The organism is Spirochaetota bacterium (assembly GCA_035477215.1).
GTDB lineage: Bacteria > Spirochaetota > UBA4802 > UBA4802 > UBA5368 > MVZN01.
The window spans coordinates 144,332-160,532 of record DATIKU010000008.1; the positions used below are offsets into that span (position 1 = coordinate 144,332).

Annotated in this window: 13 protein-coding genes; 5 read left to right on the top strand and 8 right to left on the bottom strand. The window is 57.8% G+C overall.

What is annotated here, in order from left to right; all coding sequences use genetic code 11:
• Window positions 1-110 precede the first annotated feature (110 nt).
• Window positions 111-1,676, bottom strand: a complete 1,566-nt coding sequence (locus tag VLM75_01630; GenBank protein HSV95612.1) for a radical SAM protein — start codon at window positions 1,674-1,676, stop codon at window positions 111-113.
• Between the two features lie 516 nt (window positions 1,677-2,192).
• On the opposite strand from VLM75_01630, the gene VLM75_01635 reads away from it, so the two are divergent.
• Complete coding sequence (locus VLM75_01635; GenBank protein HSV95613.1) at window positions 2,193-2,624, top strand: response regulator; 432 nt, start codon at window positions 2,193-2,195, stop codon at window positions 2,622-2,624.
• Between the two features lie 350 nt (window positions 2,625-2,974).
• On the opposite strand, the gene VLM75_01640 is transcribed toward VLM75_01635, so the two are convergent.
• Together VLM75_01640 and VLM75_01645 are read right to left on the bottom strand one after the other, a co-directional pair.
• The gene (locus VLM75_01640; protein ID HSV95614.1) at window positions 2,975-3,610 is read right to left on the bottom strand and encodes a TetR/AcrR family transcriptional regulator; all 636 of its coding nucleotides are present in this window, start codon (window positions 3,608-3,610) and stop codon (window positions 2,975-2,977) included.
• 91 nt (window positions 3,611-3,701) lie between these two features.
• Window positions 3,702-5,066 carry a sodium/glutamate symporter gene (locus VLM75_01645; GenBank protein HSV95615.1) on the bottom strand — a complete coding sequence of 455 codons (1,365 nt, stop codon included), beginning with the start codon at window positions 5,064-5,066 and terminating at the stop codon, window positions 3,702-3,704.
• A 392-nt stretch (window positions 5,067-5,458) separates the two neighbouring features.
• Between VLM75_01645 and VLM75_01650 the strand changes: the two genes are divergently transcribed.
• The 3 genes from VLM75_01650 to VLM75_01660 are packed head-to-tail and all read left to right on the top strand — an operon-like array spanning window position 5,459 to window position 8,332.
• Window positions 5,459-6,544 carry a uroporphyrinogen decarboxylase family protein gene (locus VLM75_01650; protein ID HSV95616.1) on the top strand — a complete coding sequence of 362 codons (1,086 nt, stop codon included), beginning with the start codon at window positions 5,459-5,461 and terminating at the stop codon, window positions 6,542-6,544.
• Window positions 6,545-6,604: 60 nt separating this feature from the next.
• Entirely contained in the window at window positions 6,605-7,237 is a 633-nt protein-coding gene (locus VLM75_01655; protein ID HSV95617.1) for a corrinoid protein, read from the top strand.
• Window positions 7,238-7,291: 54 nt separating this feature from the next.
• Window positions 7,292-8,332, top strand: coding sequence for a uroporphyrinogen decarboxylase family protein (locus tag VLM75_01660; protein HSV95618.1), 1,041 nt, complete (start codon window positions 7,292-7,294; stop codon window positions 8,330-8,332).
• Between the two features lie 25 nt (window positions 8,333-8,357).
• On the opposite strand, the gene VLM75_01665 is transcribed toward VLM75_01660, so the two are convergent.
• Complete coding sequence (locus tag VLM75_01665; protein HSV95619.1) at window positions 8,358-10,868, bottom strand: glycogen/starch/alpha-glucan phosphorylase; 2,511 nt, start codon at window positions 10,866-10,868, stop codon at window positions 8,358-8,360.
• A 175-nt stretch (window positions 10,869-11,043) separates the two neighbouring features.
• Here VLM75_01665 and VLM75_01670 point away from each other — a divergent pair, with 175 nt between their 5' ends.
• Window positions 11,044-12,144 (top strand): HD domain-containing phosphohydrolase, encoded by a 1,101-nt coding sequence (locus tag VLM75_01670; GenBank protein HSV95620.1) that lies wholly within the window; start codon window positions 11,044-11,046, stop codon window positions 12,142-12,144.
• On the opposite strand, the gene VLM75_01675 is transcribed toward VLM75_01670, so the two are convergent.
• The 4 genes from VLM75_01675 to VLM75_01690 form a co-directional block, all read right to left on the bottom strand.
• Complete coding sequence (locus VLM75_01675) at window positions 12,141-13,406, bottom strand: SpoIIE family protein phosphatase (protein ID HSV95621.1); 1,266 nt, start codon at window positions 13,404-13,406, stop codon at window positions 12,141-12,143. The genes VLM75_01670 and VLM75_01675 overlap by 4 nt on opposite strands.
• Before the next feature lie 54 nt (window positions 13,407-13,460).
• Entirely contained in the window at window positions 13,461-13,961 is a 501-nt protein-coding gene (locus VLM75_01680; GenBank protein ID HSV95622.1) for a Rab family GTPase, read from the bottom strand.
• 44 nt (window positions 13,962-14,005) lie between these two features.
• A complete protein-coding gene (locus VLM75_01685; GenBank protein ID HSV95623.1) occupies window positions 14,006-15,754 on the bottom strand; it encodes a hypothetical protein in 1,749 nt (582 codons plus the stop codon).
• 139 nt (window positions 15,755-15,893) lie between these two features.
• Window positions 15,894-16,091, bottom strand: coding sequence for a hypothetical protein (locus VLM75_01690; GenBank protein ID HSV95624.1), 198 nt, complete (start codon window positions 16,089-16,091; stop codon window positions 15,894-15,896).
• Between the last annotated feature and the right edge of the window lie 110 nt (window positions 16,092-16,201).

Consider the following 16,201-nt stretch of genomic DNA (forward strand, 5'->3'; position numbering starts at 1 on the left):
CTCGAATACCCTGATCTGTCGCATCAAATAAACGTTTTACGCATTTTATCATTTTATCAATGAAAGAATTTCAACGAAGCGCGCGAAAAATTGCGCCCGCGCGCGGCCTCTCAGGTCCAGCAGACACTGGAACCCCGCGCGTCATTGCACAGGTCGATGCATTTGAGATTGATGAGCCGCTGAAGCTGATCGTTTATTTCGTCCCTGGAGTACCCGAATAAGCGCTCGAGGTAATCGGCGAAATCCAGCAGGATGGTGTCCCGCTGTGCGCAATTGGTTATGCCCGGATACCGTTCGATCAATTCGTCAAGAATCAGGGTGCGGTTGAAGCGAAACGCCCTGACCCCCCGGAGGGCCCGTTCATCCGCCTCGGAAAGAACGTCCCCCCGCGCCTTCCTGGGCTCCAGGTCATCAATATAGTCGGTTATGCCGTCGACATACCAGTTGGCCAGACGCTCCACCTCTTCGGGCGCGATGGACCCCGGATCCATGACGGCGTGATTGGCGTCGTAGAGGTCCCAGTCGTCGGTGAGCACCTTCATGCCGTATTCCGCCGCCCTGTCCCTTACCTCGGTGCCGGGAAAGGGCGACAGCACATGAAAGCCGTAACTGGTGCTGAGGGTACGGGCGAACTCCATGGTCGTGCGCGCCGTTTCGGCCGTTTCCCCCGGAAGCCCCAGGATGAATGACATCATGGGCTCTATTCCGGCCTCCCGGGAAATCCGGGCCGCTACACGGCACTTCTCCAGGGTGGTCTTTTTCTTGATACGGTCGAGGATCGCCTGGTCCCCGCTCTCTATGCCGTAACAGAGCGCGGTGCAGCCCGCCGTTTTCATCTTTTCCAACAATTGCGGCGACACGCTGTCGACCCGGGCGAAGGCCCCCCAGGGGTGAACGACGCCCCTGCGGACTATCTCGTCGCATATCTCCTTACAGCGGGTCTGGTTGGCGGTAAAAAGATCGTCCACGATATTGATCTGTACAAACCCCATCTGCGAAAGCGCTTCGAACTCGTCAACCACCCGCCCTACTTCGAAATTGCGCACTTTTCGTCCCACCATTCGGGCCCCCACGCAGAAGATACACTTGTAGGGACAGCCCCGGGAGGTCACCATGCTGATGGGAAAGCCCAGGGCCCGGTACCGGCTCAAGGGTACCAGATGTCGCGCCGGTTCGGGAAGGATATTGATGTCGGGTATCAGGGGCCGGTCTTTGTTATGTACGACCTCCCCGCCAAGGCGGAACGACACGCCCTTTACGCCGGAAGGATTGCCCCCGGACTTCAGGCAATCCAGGAGCTCGGTAAAACTCACCTCGCCCTCGCCCCTGACGATAAAATCAACGAAGGGATTGTTCTTCAAAATTCCGTCCGCGTCAAAAGAAACATGGGGCCCGCCCATGACCGTCGCAAGGCCGGGATCTTCCTCGCGGAAATCTTTAAGTATTGACAGGGCCTTTTTCACGTTCATGGTCACCGCGGTGGCTCCCACTACGTCGGGCCGGAATTCCCTCAGAACCCTCCTTACCCGCTCCCTGGAATAGGGCTGGATGATATAATCTTCAATGATCACCTCGATTCCCTCACGAAGCAGATAGCCCGCCAGGGACATTAATCCGAACGGGGGCGTGGGAGCCTCCTCGAAGGGGAACGGCGCATTAATGAGCAGAACCTTCATAATGACAGTCTTCCTGATGTGGATTCTCTGGATGGATTGGCGGAAGCCGGTGGCTTCTCGACACCATCATGCCGTGAAACAGCATGGTACGCATACCCTTCAATAAAATCAATACAAGAATTAAAGTTTTTTGTAAACAGAACCAATAAGAAGAATGTCACCGGAATGCCGTACTCCATTTCCGTGATCTCGCCAATCGTTTCTTCGTGAACAAAATACTGTCGCTCCAGGCCCTTTAATTAACAATAACTTCAATGATTCATGCATCACTGCCTGCACGGAGCATCTGTCAATGTTTATTTTAAATTGACACACGACAAATAACCGTGCTATATGATGAAGGGAGCTGTTTTCGTTTTATCGGAGCACATTCCAGTTTTTAGTTGAAAAACTACGGTTCTGACGGTAAACTGAGTTATGAAAGCATGTTCGAACTGAAATTGACGCCGGATCAGGGAGTTTGGCAATTTGCAGTTACTTAGATCCTTTAATGATACGATAAAGGTGAAATCTTAGATGGGCACCGTTTCAGACAACGAGAATATCTATAAAAAACCGCCTCCGGGAATCAGGCCCGACGGCAAATCCTATCGCGCGATAATCGTCGATGATTCGCGCGCCGCGCGTCAGATTTTAAAACAGATACTCCTCTCGGTAAAATTCGACGTCATCGAGGAAATCGACAACGGAGGCGCCGCGGTGGAGAAGCTGAAAAACCAGAACCTGCGCGTCGACTACCTGTTTGTGGACGTCGAAATGCCGGTCCTGAACGGAGTGGAAGTGGTTAAAACAGTCAGGGGCGCTCTTCCGGATTGTAAAATCGTGATGGTTACCTCACATAGCGAACGTGAAAAGATAGAGGAACTGATCAAGCTGGGAATCAACGGATATATAAAAAAGCCCTTCGACCGTGATACGGTCATTTTCAAGTTGTCCGGACTTCGCTGACCCGGCAGAGCACTTCTTTCATTTGCCCGTCACCCGGGCCGTTTCCCTCCACAGGAAACCCGTCGAACAATACTTACGCAAAACAGCACATGCCCCGGCCGCGCTGCCGGAAAACCGCCCGACGCCCCCGACTGTTGATATGTTGCACCCCCGGAGAATCCCACTCAATCATTCAGCGAATACCCCTGCATCACGCCGCGCGCGGCAATCGCCGCCCTGATATCGTCGGTTGGCTCCATGCGGGTCGTATCGCGGCAGTCGTCGTATCGAAGCGCGAAGCACGCGGTAAAGGCGGGAAAAAGACCGGTCGGTGCGGCAGGCGGCGAACAGCCGGTCCTGTCGACACACGCCTAACGCGAAACGCGGAGCGAATCGATCATGGATTCCACGCCCTGACGGTACAGCGCGTCGAAACCCGTTTCGGTCAGCAGGGTGCCCTTGAGTTTCCGGAAATGAATCACGCCGTGCATCATTCCGACAAATAAAAGAGCGTACCGTGTGGAATCAACTCGGATAAACTCGCCGGTGCGTATCCCCGCTTCGATGGCATCTCTTATTGGCGCGAGCACCCTCCCTCCGTATTCGTCGATACGCGACTTCATCTCGGCCGGGAAGATCGTACGGGATGAGGATATGAAATAATCCAGGAAATCGTAATAGGCCCTGTGCCTCACGCTGAAGTCGAGGAGGGCCGCACCGATGGCGCGCAAACTTTCGGTCGGTTCATCACCGGGAGCGAACGCGGCCTGAAAGTGATCGTGCAGAAGGTCGAATACCTCGGTGGAGAGCGTGGCGTAAATCTCCAATTTGCCGGAGAAATACGAGTAGATGGTGCCGGTTCCGAGTTCGCATATCCCGGCTATCTGACGGATCGATACGGTATCATAGCCCTTTTCAAGAAGCAGGCCACGCGCCGCCTCGAGAATGGCCCGCCTCCGGTGCTCCTTTTCCATCTGTTTCCGACCCGACATCTTCTTGGCAATCAAGCATCCACCTCACCACGCATCCCGGAAAATTCGCGCAAAACATTAATGAAAAGCGCCGGTATTAACCTGTACACCGGACTACACGGTCATTTCAGAACCGTTTTTTTCCCCAGAACTTTAAAATCTTCAGGAGCGCGAGAAACACCAGCATCAACCCGGCGAACACTACCAGGGTGAGCTCAACACTCCAGTTCCAGATCAGAGGCGCGCTTACCAGAAGCATGCAGCTTAGCACCGGCACCGAGGCGAAAATCGCCTGAAAGCCAAGCTCCATCGCCGCGGTTGTGCGAAACTCCGGGTCCACGACCCGCACCAAAAGCAGCCCCGAGGAGGCCGTTCCGGTGCAGATGCCGTAAATGCCGACCATTCGTTCGATGTTGAGCGTCGAGAGCCGGTTCCCCAGATAGACGATCCCCAGCGTGGTAAGAACGCCGACCGCCAGCGAAATCGTCCCTATGGGCAGGGCGTATTGCCACACAATCGCCGGCTGCACCGCCATCACCGTGGCCACGATCAGAAAATCCACCGACCACCCGGTTACTCTCCGCTGGACTCCCGGATCGACCATGTGACCGTACCCGATTTTAATGATAATGGTCCGCACCGCGATGGAAACCAGCAGGCCGACGAAAAAGAAAAATCCCCACAGCGTGGCGGCAAGCTCGGGCCGCAGCAGTCCCGCAACCCAGTGCACCAGCGCATAGGTCAGCAGATAGACCAGCCCGACCAGTGCGAACTGGAAAGCGAGGGTATCTATGTTCCCGGAATGCATGGTAAGCCTGCCCGCCGGTTCCAGGGGCGCTCCCTTCGGGGCGATCCCCACGAGAAGATCTTTAGGTAAACTCTTCGGGGCGTACTCCGCCATGCCCCTGCGAATACCCCAGTTCGCCATGGGCACGCCCACGAAGAATGCGAAAAGAAAGCCGATGGTAGCGAAGGTCAGGCCGATGGTGGCGGCGTTTGCGAAACCCAGGGTCTCCCACACCTTACCGACCGAAAGCACCTGCCCCGGACCCTGAACAAAACCCAGGGGGGCGAAAAAACCGAAGGTCTTGAAAAGATTGAAATCGAAAAAATTAAACATCAGCACCATGCCTCCCCCTACAATAGCCTGCATGGGCATCATGACACCGGACACCAGGGCCATCCAGATGGACCCCTTTAAAACCTCCCGCCCGCCGTAGGCTTTCTGTTCCTCCGGGCTGCGAATGGTAAGACCGACGGATATAAACGAAATATTGAACAGATGATAGGCGAAGGTCTCGAGCAGGGATGTTTCAACCTTGAACAGGCCCGTCTGCAGAAGCGCCAGGCCCGCCAGCCCGCCGATGAGACAGCTGGGAAAGAGAAACCGCTGTAACAGGCCCACCTTCGCGCGGAGAAATACGCCGAGAAGAAGCATCACGCCCAGCCATCCGAACCCCAGCAGGGCTTCAAAAGGAAAAGGGATAACCATAGTTCATCTCCATGTACTGATAGTTTTACAAGCAGCGTGCCGCCTTTCATGGGCGCGGCGGCTCATCACGGCAATGCTGCTTCCTATAACAGTAACCATGCCCGAGAACCGCTTTAAAGACGCTACAACGTTCCCCGCCTGACTCCCGGGTTACAGGGGTTTGACGAATCGACGCTTAATTCCGTCCCCTCCACGCTGATCAGGCGGGTACAGCCGTCTACACTGAATTCGTCAACAGTGGACTATGGAGCTAAAAAAGTATTGACAATCGAACAGTGTTCGAATTACGAATATAATTCAATAACAGAACCGTATTCATTGTGATTAATAATCATGTTTTGTCAATCATTATTCCTTGATGAGATGAACCGGCGCCAACGGGAGGTGATGAGATGAATGGTAAAGAGCGGATACTGGCCGCTCTGAGCATACGGGAGCCCGACCGGGTACCGCTGTACATCCACGGCATAAACGAAGCCCCGATAATCGGAATCGGACGGCAGATCACCGACGGCCTGCCCGATCCGAAGGAGTTTCGCGAGATGAACGACCGGGAAAAGGGCAAACTTTTGGATACGCTCTTCCTTATACACGAGCATTTCGGCATCGACGGATTCACCTCGTTCGAGATCGGCCACGAGGCCGAAGTGGACGAGCGCCACGTCGCCGACGACTGGGGCGTGGTGTATACCCGTAGCCCTCACGGCCTTCCCGTCGCGACCGGGCATCCCGTGCGGGAGCCGGGCGACCTTGCCGGCTTCTCCCCTCCCCGTCCCAACCGGGGGCACCTGTTACTCCTCGACCTCGGCCGGGACCGCTTTAAGGGAGAGAAGGCCCTCTTCTGGCTGATGCGCGGGGCGTTCGTCCGCTCGTGGCGGCTGATGGGTATGGAAAACCTGATGGTACAGATGTTCGACAATCCCGAATTCGTTCACCGGGTGGCCCGCATGGTGACCGACTACAGCCTGGAACAGCTCGACATGCTGGTCGATGCCGGGCTCGACGTGCTGGTGGTCGAGGACGACATCGCCGACAGGCACTCGCCGCTCATCTCCCCCAAACAATACAAGGAATTCATCACGCCCTATAATATGGAACTTGTCACGAAGGCCCACCGGGAGGGCATGAAGGTCGTCACCCACAGCGACGGGAACCTCTGGCCCCTGCTTGACATCATACTCGAAACCGGCTACGACGGACTCAATCCGCTCGAGCCGCAGGCGGGAATGGAGCTCAAAAAGGTCAAGGAACATTACGGTGACCGGCTCTGCCTGGTGGGGAACATCGACTGTGTGGACCTGCTCCCGCACGGCACCCCGGCCGAAGTGGAGGAAGCCGTGCGCCAGGCGATCGCCGACGCGGCCGAGGGGGGCGGTTACATCCTGTGCGATTCGAATTCGCTTCATCCCGGGGTCGATCCGCAGAACTGCATCGCCATGTTCGAGTCGGGCAAAAAATACGGGAAGAGAAGGCCTTGAGATGGCGCCACGTCGCATGACGCGAACAGATTCAGGGATTACCCCTGCGGAGGAAACGACATGGAGATTCTAAAAGAGATCGCCGAGAAGGTCGAAGCGGGCAGGCAGAACGACGTCAAATCGCTCGTGGAATCGTGCATCGAACGGGGAGTCGCGGTCAGCGACATCCTCAACGGCGGGCTCGTCGCGGGCATGAACTCGATCGGCGTAAAGTTCAGGGAAAACGAGGTGTTCGTGCCCGAGGTGCTGGTGGCGGCGCGCGCGATGAAGGCCGGGCTGGAGATCATCAAGCCCATTCTGTTGCGGGAAAAGGTGCAGTCCAAGGGCACGATCGTGATGGGCACCGTGCTCGGCGACCTCCACGACATCGGCAAGAACATCGTCTGCTATATGCTTCAGGGCGCCGGCTACGACGTGATCGACATCGGCATCGACGCTCCGGACGAGAAGTTCATCGAGGCCGCGAAAGAAAGCGGCGCGCAGATCATCGGGCTCTCGTCGCTTTTGACCACCACAATGGTGTACATGAAGGTCGTTATGGAAGCGCTTCGCGTGTCCGGGCTTGGCGACAGGGTAAAGGTGATGATCGGCGGCGCACCGGTAACACAGGCCTTCGCCGACGAGATTGGCGCGCACGGATACGCCTCCGACGCCACCAGCGCGGTGGACGTGGTGAAACGCCTGCTTGCATAGCGGGCGCGGGTGCGATTCCTGTGGAATTGCCGATTCGAGAAGAGGGGGACGGTCATGAAGCGAAACATGCGTGAATGGGTCGGCGAGATTCTGTCCTCCAATAAAAGGCGGGCTTTCCCGCTCATGGTTTTCAGCGGCGCCGAATTGACGCACGCGACCGTCGACGACATGCTGTCAAACGCCCGCATTCAGGCCTCCTGTCTTGCCGCGCTCGCCGCGCGTTACCCCTCGGCTGCCTTGATAACGGCGATGGACCTTTCGGTCGAGGCCGAGGCCTTCGGCGCCGAGGTGCGCCGCATACCGAACGAACCGCCGACGATCACCGGAAGCCTGGTAAAGGATGCCGACGGGGCGCACGCCCTTTCTCCGCCCTCCGTCGGCTCCGGACGCAGCGGCATATACCTGGAGGCGGCGGCTCTTACCGCTTCGGCCGTTACCGACAGGCCGGTTTTCGGCTGTCATATCGGACCGTTTTCGCTTGCCGGAAGGTTGTGCGGCATGACCGAGGCGCTCATGAACGTCCACGCCGAGCCGGAGACGCTTCATGTTGTGATCAGGAAGGCGACCGGGTTCCTTGTCGAGTATGCCCGTGCGTTCAGGGGTTCGGGAGTCAACGGGCTCGTCATTGCCGAACCCGCGGCGGGGCTCATTTCGCCGGCCCACTGCGACGAGTTTTCATCCGGGTATATCCGGTCGATCGTCGAGGCGGTGCAGGACGATCATTTCATGATAATTCTTCACAACTGCGCCGCGTCCGGGCGCCACGTCGGCTCGATGGCGTCGACCGGGGCGATGGGACTGCACTTCGGCAACGCCGCGGACATGGCGGAGGTTCTCGGAGTGGTGCCGTCCGGAACCCTCGCCTTCGGCAACATCGATCCGGCGGGAATTCTAAAAAACGGGACGGAGGAGAGTGTACACCGTACAACGGCCGAACTGTTGATGAAGACCGCGCTCCACCCCAATTTCGTCCTCTCGTCCGGGTGCGACATTCCCCCCGGAACGCCGCCCGGTAATATCGACGCGCTCTTCAGGGCGCTTGACGACTACAACGCCGCCGCACCCGGCGTGAAACACGCCGAACCAGTACGGTAGCCCTTCCCCTCAGGCCCGCCACCCGTCAGGCGCGCTTTTTTCTGCCCAACTCTATCGGAACCGGCACGGCCCCCCATATATCGCGGCAGTACTCGGCGATAGTGCGGTCGCTCGAGAACTTCCCTATGCGCGCCACGTTGAGAATGGACATGCGCGCCCATCGATCGACGTCCGCGTAGACTTCCGAAACGCGCTCCTGGCACCTGACATACGCCGTGTAATCGGCGCACAGCAGATAGTGATCGCCTCCAAGGAGCGAGTCGGTGAGCAAGCGGAAGAACGCCGGCTCGGACGGACTGAAAAAGCCGCCGGCGATCATGTCGATCGCTTCTGCAAGCTCCCCGTCGCGCTCGTAGTAGTCGCGCGGCGAGTAGCCGCCCGCGCGAAGCTCGTTCGCCTCGTTCGCCTTGAGGCCGAAGATGAAGATGTTATCATCCCCCACCTCCTCCGCTATTTCGATGTTCGCGCCGTCGAGCGTCCCGATGGTGAGCGCACCGTTGAGCGCGAACTTCATGTTGCCGGTGCCCGAGGCCTCGGTGCCCGCCGTCGAGATCTGCTCCGAGAGGTCGGCCGCGGGGATGAGCTTCTCGGCCATGGAGACCGAGTAGTTGGGCAGGAATACGACGCGAAGCCGATCCCGGGATGCCGGATCGGAATTGACCAGGCGCGCGATCGAGGTGATGAGCTTGATGATGAGCTTGGCGATATGGTATCCCGGAGCGGCCTTTCCCGCGAAGAGTATGGTGCGCGGCGCGGCGCCGGTATCGCGGCCTTTGCGCGCGCGATTGTAAAGCGTCACCGCATGAAGCGCGTTGAGGAGCTGCCGCTTGTACTCGTGTATGCGCTTCACCTGGCAGTCGAAGATCGACTCCGGGTCAACCACGACATCGCACCGCTCGTCGATGAAGCGCGCCAGTCCCTGCTTGTTCGCCCTCTTTACCCGCATCCACTCCGCGCGAAACGCGGCGTCCCCGGCCAGCGGCTCGAGGGCGCGCAGGTGGTTCAGGTCCTTCGCCCAGCCGTCGCCGATACGCGAGCTTATGAGTGCCGAGAGGGCCGGGTTGCAGTGCATGAGCCATCGGCGCTGGGTTATGCCGTTGGTCTTGTTGTTGAATCGTTCGGGCCACAGCTCGTTAAAATCCTTGAAGAGCGTCGCCTTGATGATGTCCGTGTGGAGCGCGGCGACGCCGTTCACCGAATGACTTCCGGTGATGGCGAGGCTGGCCATGCGAACACGCTTCTCGGGCCCCTCCTCGATGATGGACATGCGCGAGAGCCGCGCCGGGTCGCCGGGAAAGGCGACGCTCACGCGCTCCAGGAACCGGCGGTTGATCTCGTAGATGATCTGCAGGTGGCGCGGGAGCAGCCGTTCCATCAGCGAAGCGGGCCACTTCTCGAGCGCCTCGGGAAGCACCGTGTGGTTGGTGTAGCCGAAGGTGCCGCGGCAGATGTCCCAGGCCTCGTCCCATTCAAGGCGCTCGCGGTCGACCAGAACCCTCATGAGCTCGGGGATGGCGATCGCCGGGTGCGTATCGTTAAGCTGGATGGCCACCTTCTCCGGGAACTCGGCGAAGCCGTCGTGTGTCTTGCGGTAGCGGCGCATGATATCCTGAAGAGTGGCCGAGACGAAGAAGTATTCCTGCTTGAGCCGCAGCTCCCTTCCCTCGAAGATGTTGTCGTTTGGATAGAGCACCTTGGAGATGGTCTCGGACTGGGCCTTCTCGGACACGGCCTTCTCGTAGTCGCCGTGGTTGAAATAGCCCAGATCGAACTCGCGCGTGGACTTTGCCGACCACAGGCGCAGGTTGTTCACCGTGTTGTTGCGGAATCCCGGTACCGGCGTGTCATAGGCCATCGCGAGGAGGACCTCGGAGTCGACCCAGTCGGAGCGGAAGCGGCCCGCGTCGTCGTGGTACTGGTGCACCCTGCCGTAGAACTTCACCGGGTAGAGAAACTCCGGACGCGGAAACTCCCAGGGATTGCCGAAGCGCAGCCAGTTGTCCGGCGTCTCCACCTGATAGCCGTTGATGATGCGCTGAAAGAAGATGCCGTAGTCGTAGCGGATGCCGTATCCCACCGCGGGGATTTCGAGCGTGGCGAGCGAGTCCATGAAGCAGGCGGCAAGCCGTCCGAGACCGCCGTTGCCCAGGCCCGCGTCCCATTCCAGGTCCGCGAGGGCGTCCATGGAGTGGCCGAGCTCATCCACCGCGCGGCGCATGCTCTCCATGAGGCCCAGGTTGATGAGGCTGTTCCCCAGGGCCCGTCCCATGAGGTATTCCATGGAAAGGTAGTAGACGCGTTTCACATCATATTTGTAGTAGGACTGCTGGGTCTCGATCCAACGCTCGATGAGCCTGTCCCGCACCGTGAGCGCAAGGCTGTGGAAGAGGTCCCGCTCCGTGGCGGAGTACTCGTCCTTGCTGAGCGAGAACTCCAGATGGTTGACGAAAGACACTTTAAGCGATTCAGCATCGCCCCCCTTGAGCTCGTTGGTGGACGGGGAAAGGTTCGGGTTCGGCTTTTTTCGCGGGGCCATGGGCTTTTCCTCCTGCTGGCTGAATTATACATCATCGGCCGAGGGCATGCAATAAAATTATTCCAGAACATCCGATCCGCGCTACAATTAATCATTGCCATTTCGGCATTCGGACACATCATGATTCGGCGGGATTTCAATGCGCACGCCACGCTTCCAACCGGGAGGTCGCCCAATGTTTGAGAACGCGCTTATGACCAACAGGTTCGGCCTGCACCGGGCGCGTATCGATCGCGAGCTTGTCATTCACCTTAATGGAGATTCGATCCAGCGTTACCTCGGGATCGAGGTTGGCCAAAGTACCGTCGACGCAAGTATTCTTTTCCCCGAAATCGTCGGAATAGAACATAAAATCCACACCATTCTCGATGGCGGAAGCCGCGAAACCGCCATCAAACGTATCAACAGGATTTTAAACGATCATCACGGTTCGGAGATATTCTTCGACCTTTACATATTGAAAGACGATAGCGAAGATGGGACCCTTGCATTGATCATCAGGGATGTGACCGGCGAGTGCCTGATACGACAATCCCTCCAGCAGCGACGAAACGACATAGAACTGCTCCAGCGAGACCTCACCGAGAAGAACCATCAGCTCATCAGGAGCCAGGAAGAGCTTCAGCGGCTCAACAGCGATCTCGAGAAGGTGGTGGACAGACGCACCCACGAGCTCCAGGCAAGCATTGATCTTTCCAAAAGGCTTTTCAGCCAGACCGTCAACGCTCTCATGTTCGCGATGGAAAAGCGGGACCCCTACACGGTCGGCCACCAGCAGCGCGTGAGCATCCTCGCGGCGGCCATCGGGCGGGAGCTCGGCCTTTCGGACAATGTCATCGAGGGAATAAACATGGCGAGCCGGCTCCACGACATAGGAAAGATATACGTGCCGAGCGAGTTTCTGACCAAACCCATGCGGCTCACCGAAGCTGAATTCAGCGTCGTCCAGACACATTCACGCGTCGGCTACGAGATACTCCGCGACATCGAGTTTCCGTGGCCGGTCGCGACAATTACGCTCCAGCACCACGAAAAATGCGACGGTTCGGGATACCCCGACGGCCTCACGGCGGATAAAATCCTGCTCGAATCAAAAATCATAATCGTAGCCGATGTGGTCGAGGCCATGGCGACGTTCCGTCCGTACCGCTACTCGTCAAGTATTGAAAGCGCGTTGGATGAAATCGAAAAGAACAGCGGGAAGCTGTACGATTCTCAGATCGTCGGCACGTGTCTGAACCTGTTCAGGGAAAAAGGGTTCAGATGGGATGACTAGGGAACGCCGGTAATCTCGAACGAAAGAATGGTGATGTCGTCATGCAAGGACTCGTCATCACGGAACCGGTCGCAGAATTCGAGTATTCTTCCGTGAGTTTCTTCCAGGGTCGATGCCCGGGAAAAGGCGAACATCTCCTCGAGCCCCTCGTCGAAACCGATCATTCCGCCGGCGCCGTTCCCCGATTCGGGAAGACCGTCGGTATAGAGAAACAATCTGTCACCCGGGTGAAGCGACACCGTTACCGTCCTTGTCCGAAGCGGCGACCTGAATCCCAGCATCATTCCATCTCCCCGCAGAAAATCGATCGCGCCGCCGGAACGCACCACCACCGGCGACGGATGCCCTCCGGACGCGAACACGAACCGGGCGTTATTCTCATCCACCCTTGAGAGAATGCCGTAAATGCAGGTGACATAGCTTTCGTTCAGATTGCCGATGAGCATTTCATTGAGTCGCTCGAGCAGAACGTCCGGTGTCGCGCCGTAATCCCTGAAGACCTGCCTGATGGAGGACTTCAGGAGCGCGATGAATAAAGCGGCCGTAACCCCGTGTCCCGTAACGTCACCGACATAGACCGCGAAGGCGCCATCATCCATCTCCATGAGCGCCAAAAAATCCCCGCCAACCTCCTCCAGCGGACGATAGGTATAGGCCGTGCGCAGCCACGAAACCTCCGGCGGGGTGAATTCGACCAGCTCACGCTGCACCTTTTCGGCCATGCGCAGCTCCCTGGTCATCCTGTCGTTACGACGCAGCAACTCCTCGCGGCTCCTCGTCAACGATTCTTCGGTGGCATGGAGCATGTTTATATACCGAAGGGTCGTTTCGTTGAGTGCTTTCAGGTTCTCGTCTTTTCGCCTGAGCGCTTCACTGAGAAGCGAAACCTCATGCCCCGCCTGCTGGAGCAGGCGTCGGGCCTCGAGTTCTCCCGTTACATCATGGAGGACCACGAGAGCACGCCGGGTTTTCGATGCCAAAGAGTAAATATGGAGATCATAGTAGACCTTGCCGCTCGCGCATAGAATATTCGCGATAGACAATTCGCCGCCTCCATCGAGCACCCTTTCGATGTCGTCCTCCCGGCCGACGAGCTCCGGAAAAATAATGAACGCGGAAACACCGTCGGGGATTTCACGTCCCAGTGTCCTCGAAATATTTTCGCCGGAATCGGAAAGGGTCAGGTCGCCGTTGAGATAGACGAAATGAAGGCCGAAACGATCGCAGAGCGCCGTTATTATTTCCGGGTCGGGGAGCATCATTCCGGGGCACTGGCATTGACACGAGGCGCCATATAAGATTTCCGTCGCATGACATCAATCCAGAAGCCGGGAAGCGAGCAACGCAAAGGCCCTCTCCACGTTCTCACCCGTCCTGCAGCTTGTTAATAACGCGGGGATATCGCCGGAGATGCCGGTCCTCCGGGCAATCTCCTGAACGTCAACCGGCCCTGCAAGCAGATCTTTCTTATTGAAAGCGATCACGCTGGACGAACCGGGATTCACTTCTTCGAACGCGCGCATCTGGGAAGGGATGTCGCCGATCGTTTCCGGGCGGCTGAGGTCACCGACAAATACGGCGCCCGCGGCTCCGGCAAGATACGAAGCGGCGACCTTCTGGAACCCGTAATCGCCAGCGAGATCCCAGATGATGAGAACGATCGAGTCGGAGCCAAGGGTTATTTCTTTTTTGGTGATGTGTACGCCGATTGTCGTGAGATAGTTCTCGCTGAACTGATTGTACACATATCGCTGTATGAGGCTTGTCTTGCCGACCGCGAAATCGCCCAAAAGGCACACCTTCTTCCGTATCAGCATGAAGTCGACGCCCCCTTTCCCCGCCTGTTTGTCTCCCGCATGGCCTATCTCCCTTCCGCCACCCGGGCAAATATCATTATGCCCCGCTCCTCGCGGTGCGCCGCCATACGGGGATCGGACTCTATCAGGGCCGGATCGAACGGAAACATATGCACCCTCGCCGGCTCCATTCCCCTCGCGATAAGACCGCCGCGCACCGCCGCCATCCTCCGCTCGGCCAGCGACTTGTTTATCTGGAAGCTGCCCGTATTGTCCGCGAAAGCCACAACATCCACATGCACGGCCGGATGGTGGCGAATGATTTCATAGATCCGTTTGACCAAAAAATCCTGCTCCTTACCGATCACGGCGACATTAATGGGGAAGCGGATGACGATCTTCTCGAGCTCCTCCCTGGTCTGGGCGAGCAAAACGGCGTCCATGCGCCGCCTGATATCCCCCATCTCCTCGCGGAAACGGTTTATTCGCTCGATATCGACCACCAGCACCCGGTTGTCCAACCCTTTTACCCCGGGCGCGGATGCAAGCGTTTCGCCCAGTCCGCGCACAACATCTTCCGACGAAGCCACCCCCGTGGCCGTTACGGCGCCGCGGTTGACATCAAGACTCACGTCGTACAGGTGCGCCGGCATCGTGCGTCCCAGCCGTTCGTTCAGGGCGGCTTCAATACGGGAATCGTTCCACACGTGATAGAGTGCCGCGCCGCCCAGATAGAAAAAAATGAGGGCGAGAATCACTCCCGCGGCCTTCAGGCGTGCGAATGGGGCCGTTTCACCCGTATCCTTTGCGGGAAGCGTGCTGAAACGCTCGACGAAACCCCTGACCGGACCACGCAGCGGCTCGAGAGAATCCATATCGCCTTTGAAGGCGCGCACCAGCGAGCGATTACCCCGGTGCAGCTCGAGCGTGAAGCGGTTCATTTCAAGATTGAACTCCATATCGGGAGTGCCGCTGACGACGAACGCGGCAAAAAAATACGGCTCCGCACGGATCATGATACGGGCATCACCGTAGGAAATCTCGTTTACCTCTTCGTCGTGTTTCTTCCTGAATGAAGTCTTGATGAAGTCCCTGATGGCGGTCAGCATTCCACTAACCAGGTCGCGGTCCACATCGCCCTCGGCCTTTCGCGAATGGTGGGCCAGGAGGATGCCGCTCTTTTTCTCGATGATGAAAAGCTCCTCTACGATAAACGGAAGCGTGTCGCGCAGAATCAGTTCTCCCACCGGCACTCCGCTGATGCGTGACCGTGCCCGGTAGCGCCACAGCCTGAGGCTTGTCGCGGCCTCCAGCCTCTTGTCGATGTACTGGGCGAGTGAACGCAGGGCCTCGCTCATCTTCTTCGCGATGAGCGCTCCCATGATGGGATAGATTTCGTCGAAGAGGTCCGCGCGCGGGAGATAGTCCCTCCCTTTGACGGTTCGCAGATCCTTCTCTACCACATCGAGCCTGCGCGCGTTCTTATACGCAAGGCGTATCTCGTCCACGGTTTCCGTGATGGGATAGAATGTAATTCGAATATACTCGCCGTCGGTTCGCGATTCCAGGATGCGTCGACGGTGGAGTGCCTGGACGAGGCGATATGCCTCGCTGGTGAAAACGCCGGCATCGCGCGCGAGGACGGGATAGCGCGTTCGAAGCGCCACGCGCATGTGGTCGGTCTGCTCCATGAGCAGCCCGAGCATAAGGGTCTCCTTATCGTCGAGATTGTGTATCCTGACGAAGTGCCTGAGGTACGGATTGTCGAGATCATCGATATGCTTGAGTGCTTTTGTATCTATTTCTCTTGCCATCCTGAAACCGTCCCGCCTGGAATGGTTCCGACGATCGTCGCCGTTTTACTCGACAGGCGCTCGTTGAGTTATATACACAACTCAAACATATATCAAGTATTAATTTTACAGTACGGTGCTCGCCTTGATTCCCACCACATCACTCGACAAGCCCTGTCTCGCGCATCGCCGCGTATAGCGCCTCCTTCCTAAAGCGTATATCCTCCGGTTTGCGAACATCCAGGTTGATCGCGAAGAACCATGTATCGTCGTCCGTCTCCACCCAGCCGGCATACCAGCCTGCCTGCGGCTTCGCGCCCATGGCCAAACCGGTCCCGGCGAGGATGTCAAGTATCATGTGGATGATATATCCGTTGACAGGTGCGCCGCTGCGATGCTATACACTGCCCATCGGACGCGCCGGACACCGTCAGAACTCGAGGCGGACACTATCGGTTCGGAATGACC

Bases quoted from the DNA above. Each gene is read 5' to 3' on its own strand.
- VLM75_01630 (HSV95612.1), bottom strand. From the start codon at position 1,676: ATGAAGGTTCTGCTCATTAATGCGCCGTTCCCCTTCGAGGAGGCTCCC.
- VLM75_01635 (HSV95613.1), top strand. From the start codon at position 2,193: ATGGGCACCGTTTCAGACAACGAGAATATCTATAAAAAACCGCCTCCG.
- VLM75_01645 (HSV95615.1), bottom strand. From the start codon at position 5,066: ATGGTTATCCCTTTTCCTTTTGAAGCCCTGCTGGGGTTCGGATGGCTG.
- VLM75_01650 (HSV95616.1), top strand. From the start codon at position 5,459: ATGAATGGTAAAGAGCGGATACTGGCCGCTCTGAGCATACGGGAGCCC.
- VLM75_01655 (HSV95617.1), top strand. From the start codon at position 6,605: ATGGAGATTCTAAAAGAGATCGCCGAGAAGGTCGAAGCGGGCAGGCAG.
- VLM75_01660 (HSV95618.1), top strand. From the start codon at position 7,292: ATGAAGCGAAACATGCGTGAATGGGTCGGCGAGATTCTGTCCTCCAAT.
- VLM75_01665 (HSV95619.1), bottom strand. From the start codon at position 10,868: ATGGCCCCGCGAAAAAAGCCGAACCCGAACCTTTCCCCGTCCACCAAC.
- VLM75_01670 (HSV95620.1), top strand. From the start codon at position 11,044: ATGTTTGAGAACGCGCTTATGACCAACAGGTTCGGCCTGCACCGGGCG.
- VLM75_01675 (HSV95621.1), bottom strand. From the start codon at position 13,406: ATGATGCTCCCCGACCCGGAAATAATAACGGCGCTCTGCGATCGTTTC.
- VLM75_01680 (HSV95622.1), bottom strand. From the start codon at position 13,961: ATGCTGATACGGAAGAAGGTGTGCCTTTTGGGCGATTTCGCGGTCGGC.
- VLM75_01685 (HSV95623.1), bottom strand. From the start codon at position 15,754: ATGGCAAGAGAAATAGATACAAAAGCACTCAAGCATATCGATGATCTC.
- VLM75_01690 (HSV95624.1), bottom strand. From the start codon at position 16,091: ATGATACTTGACATCCTCGCCGGGACCGGTTTGGCCATGGGCGCGAAG.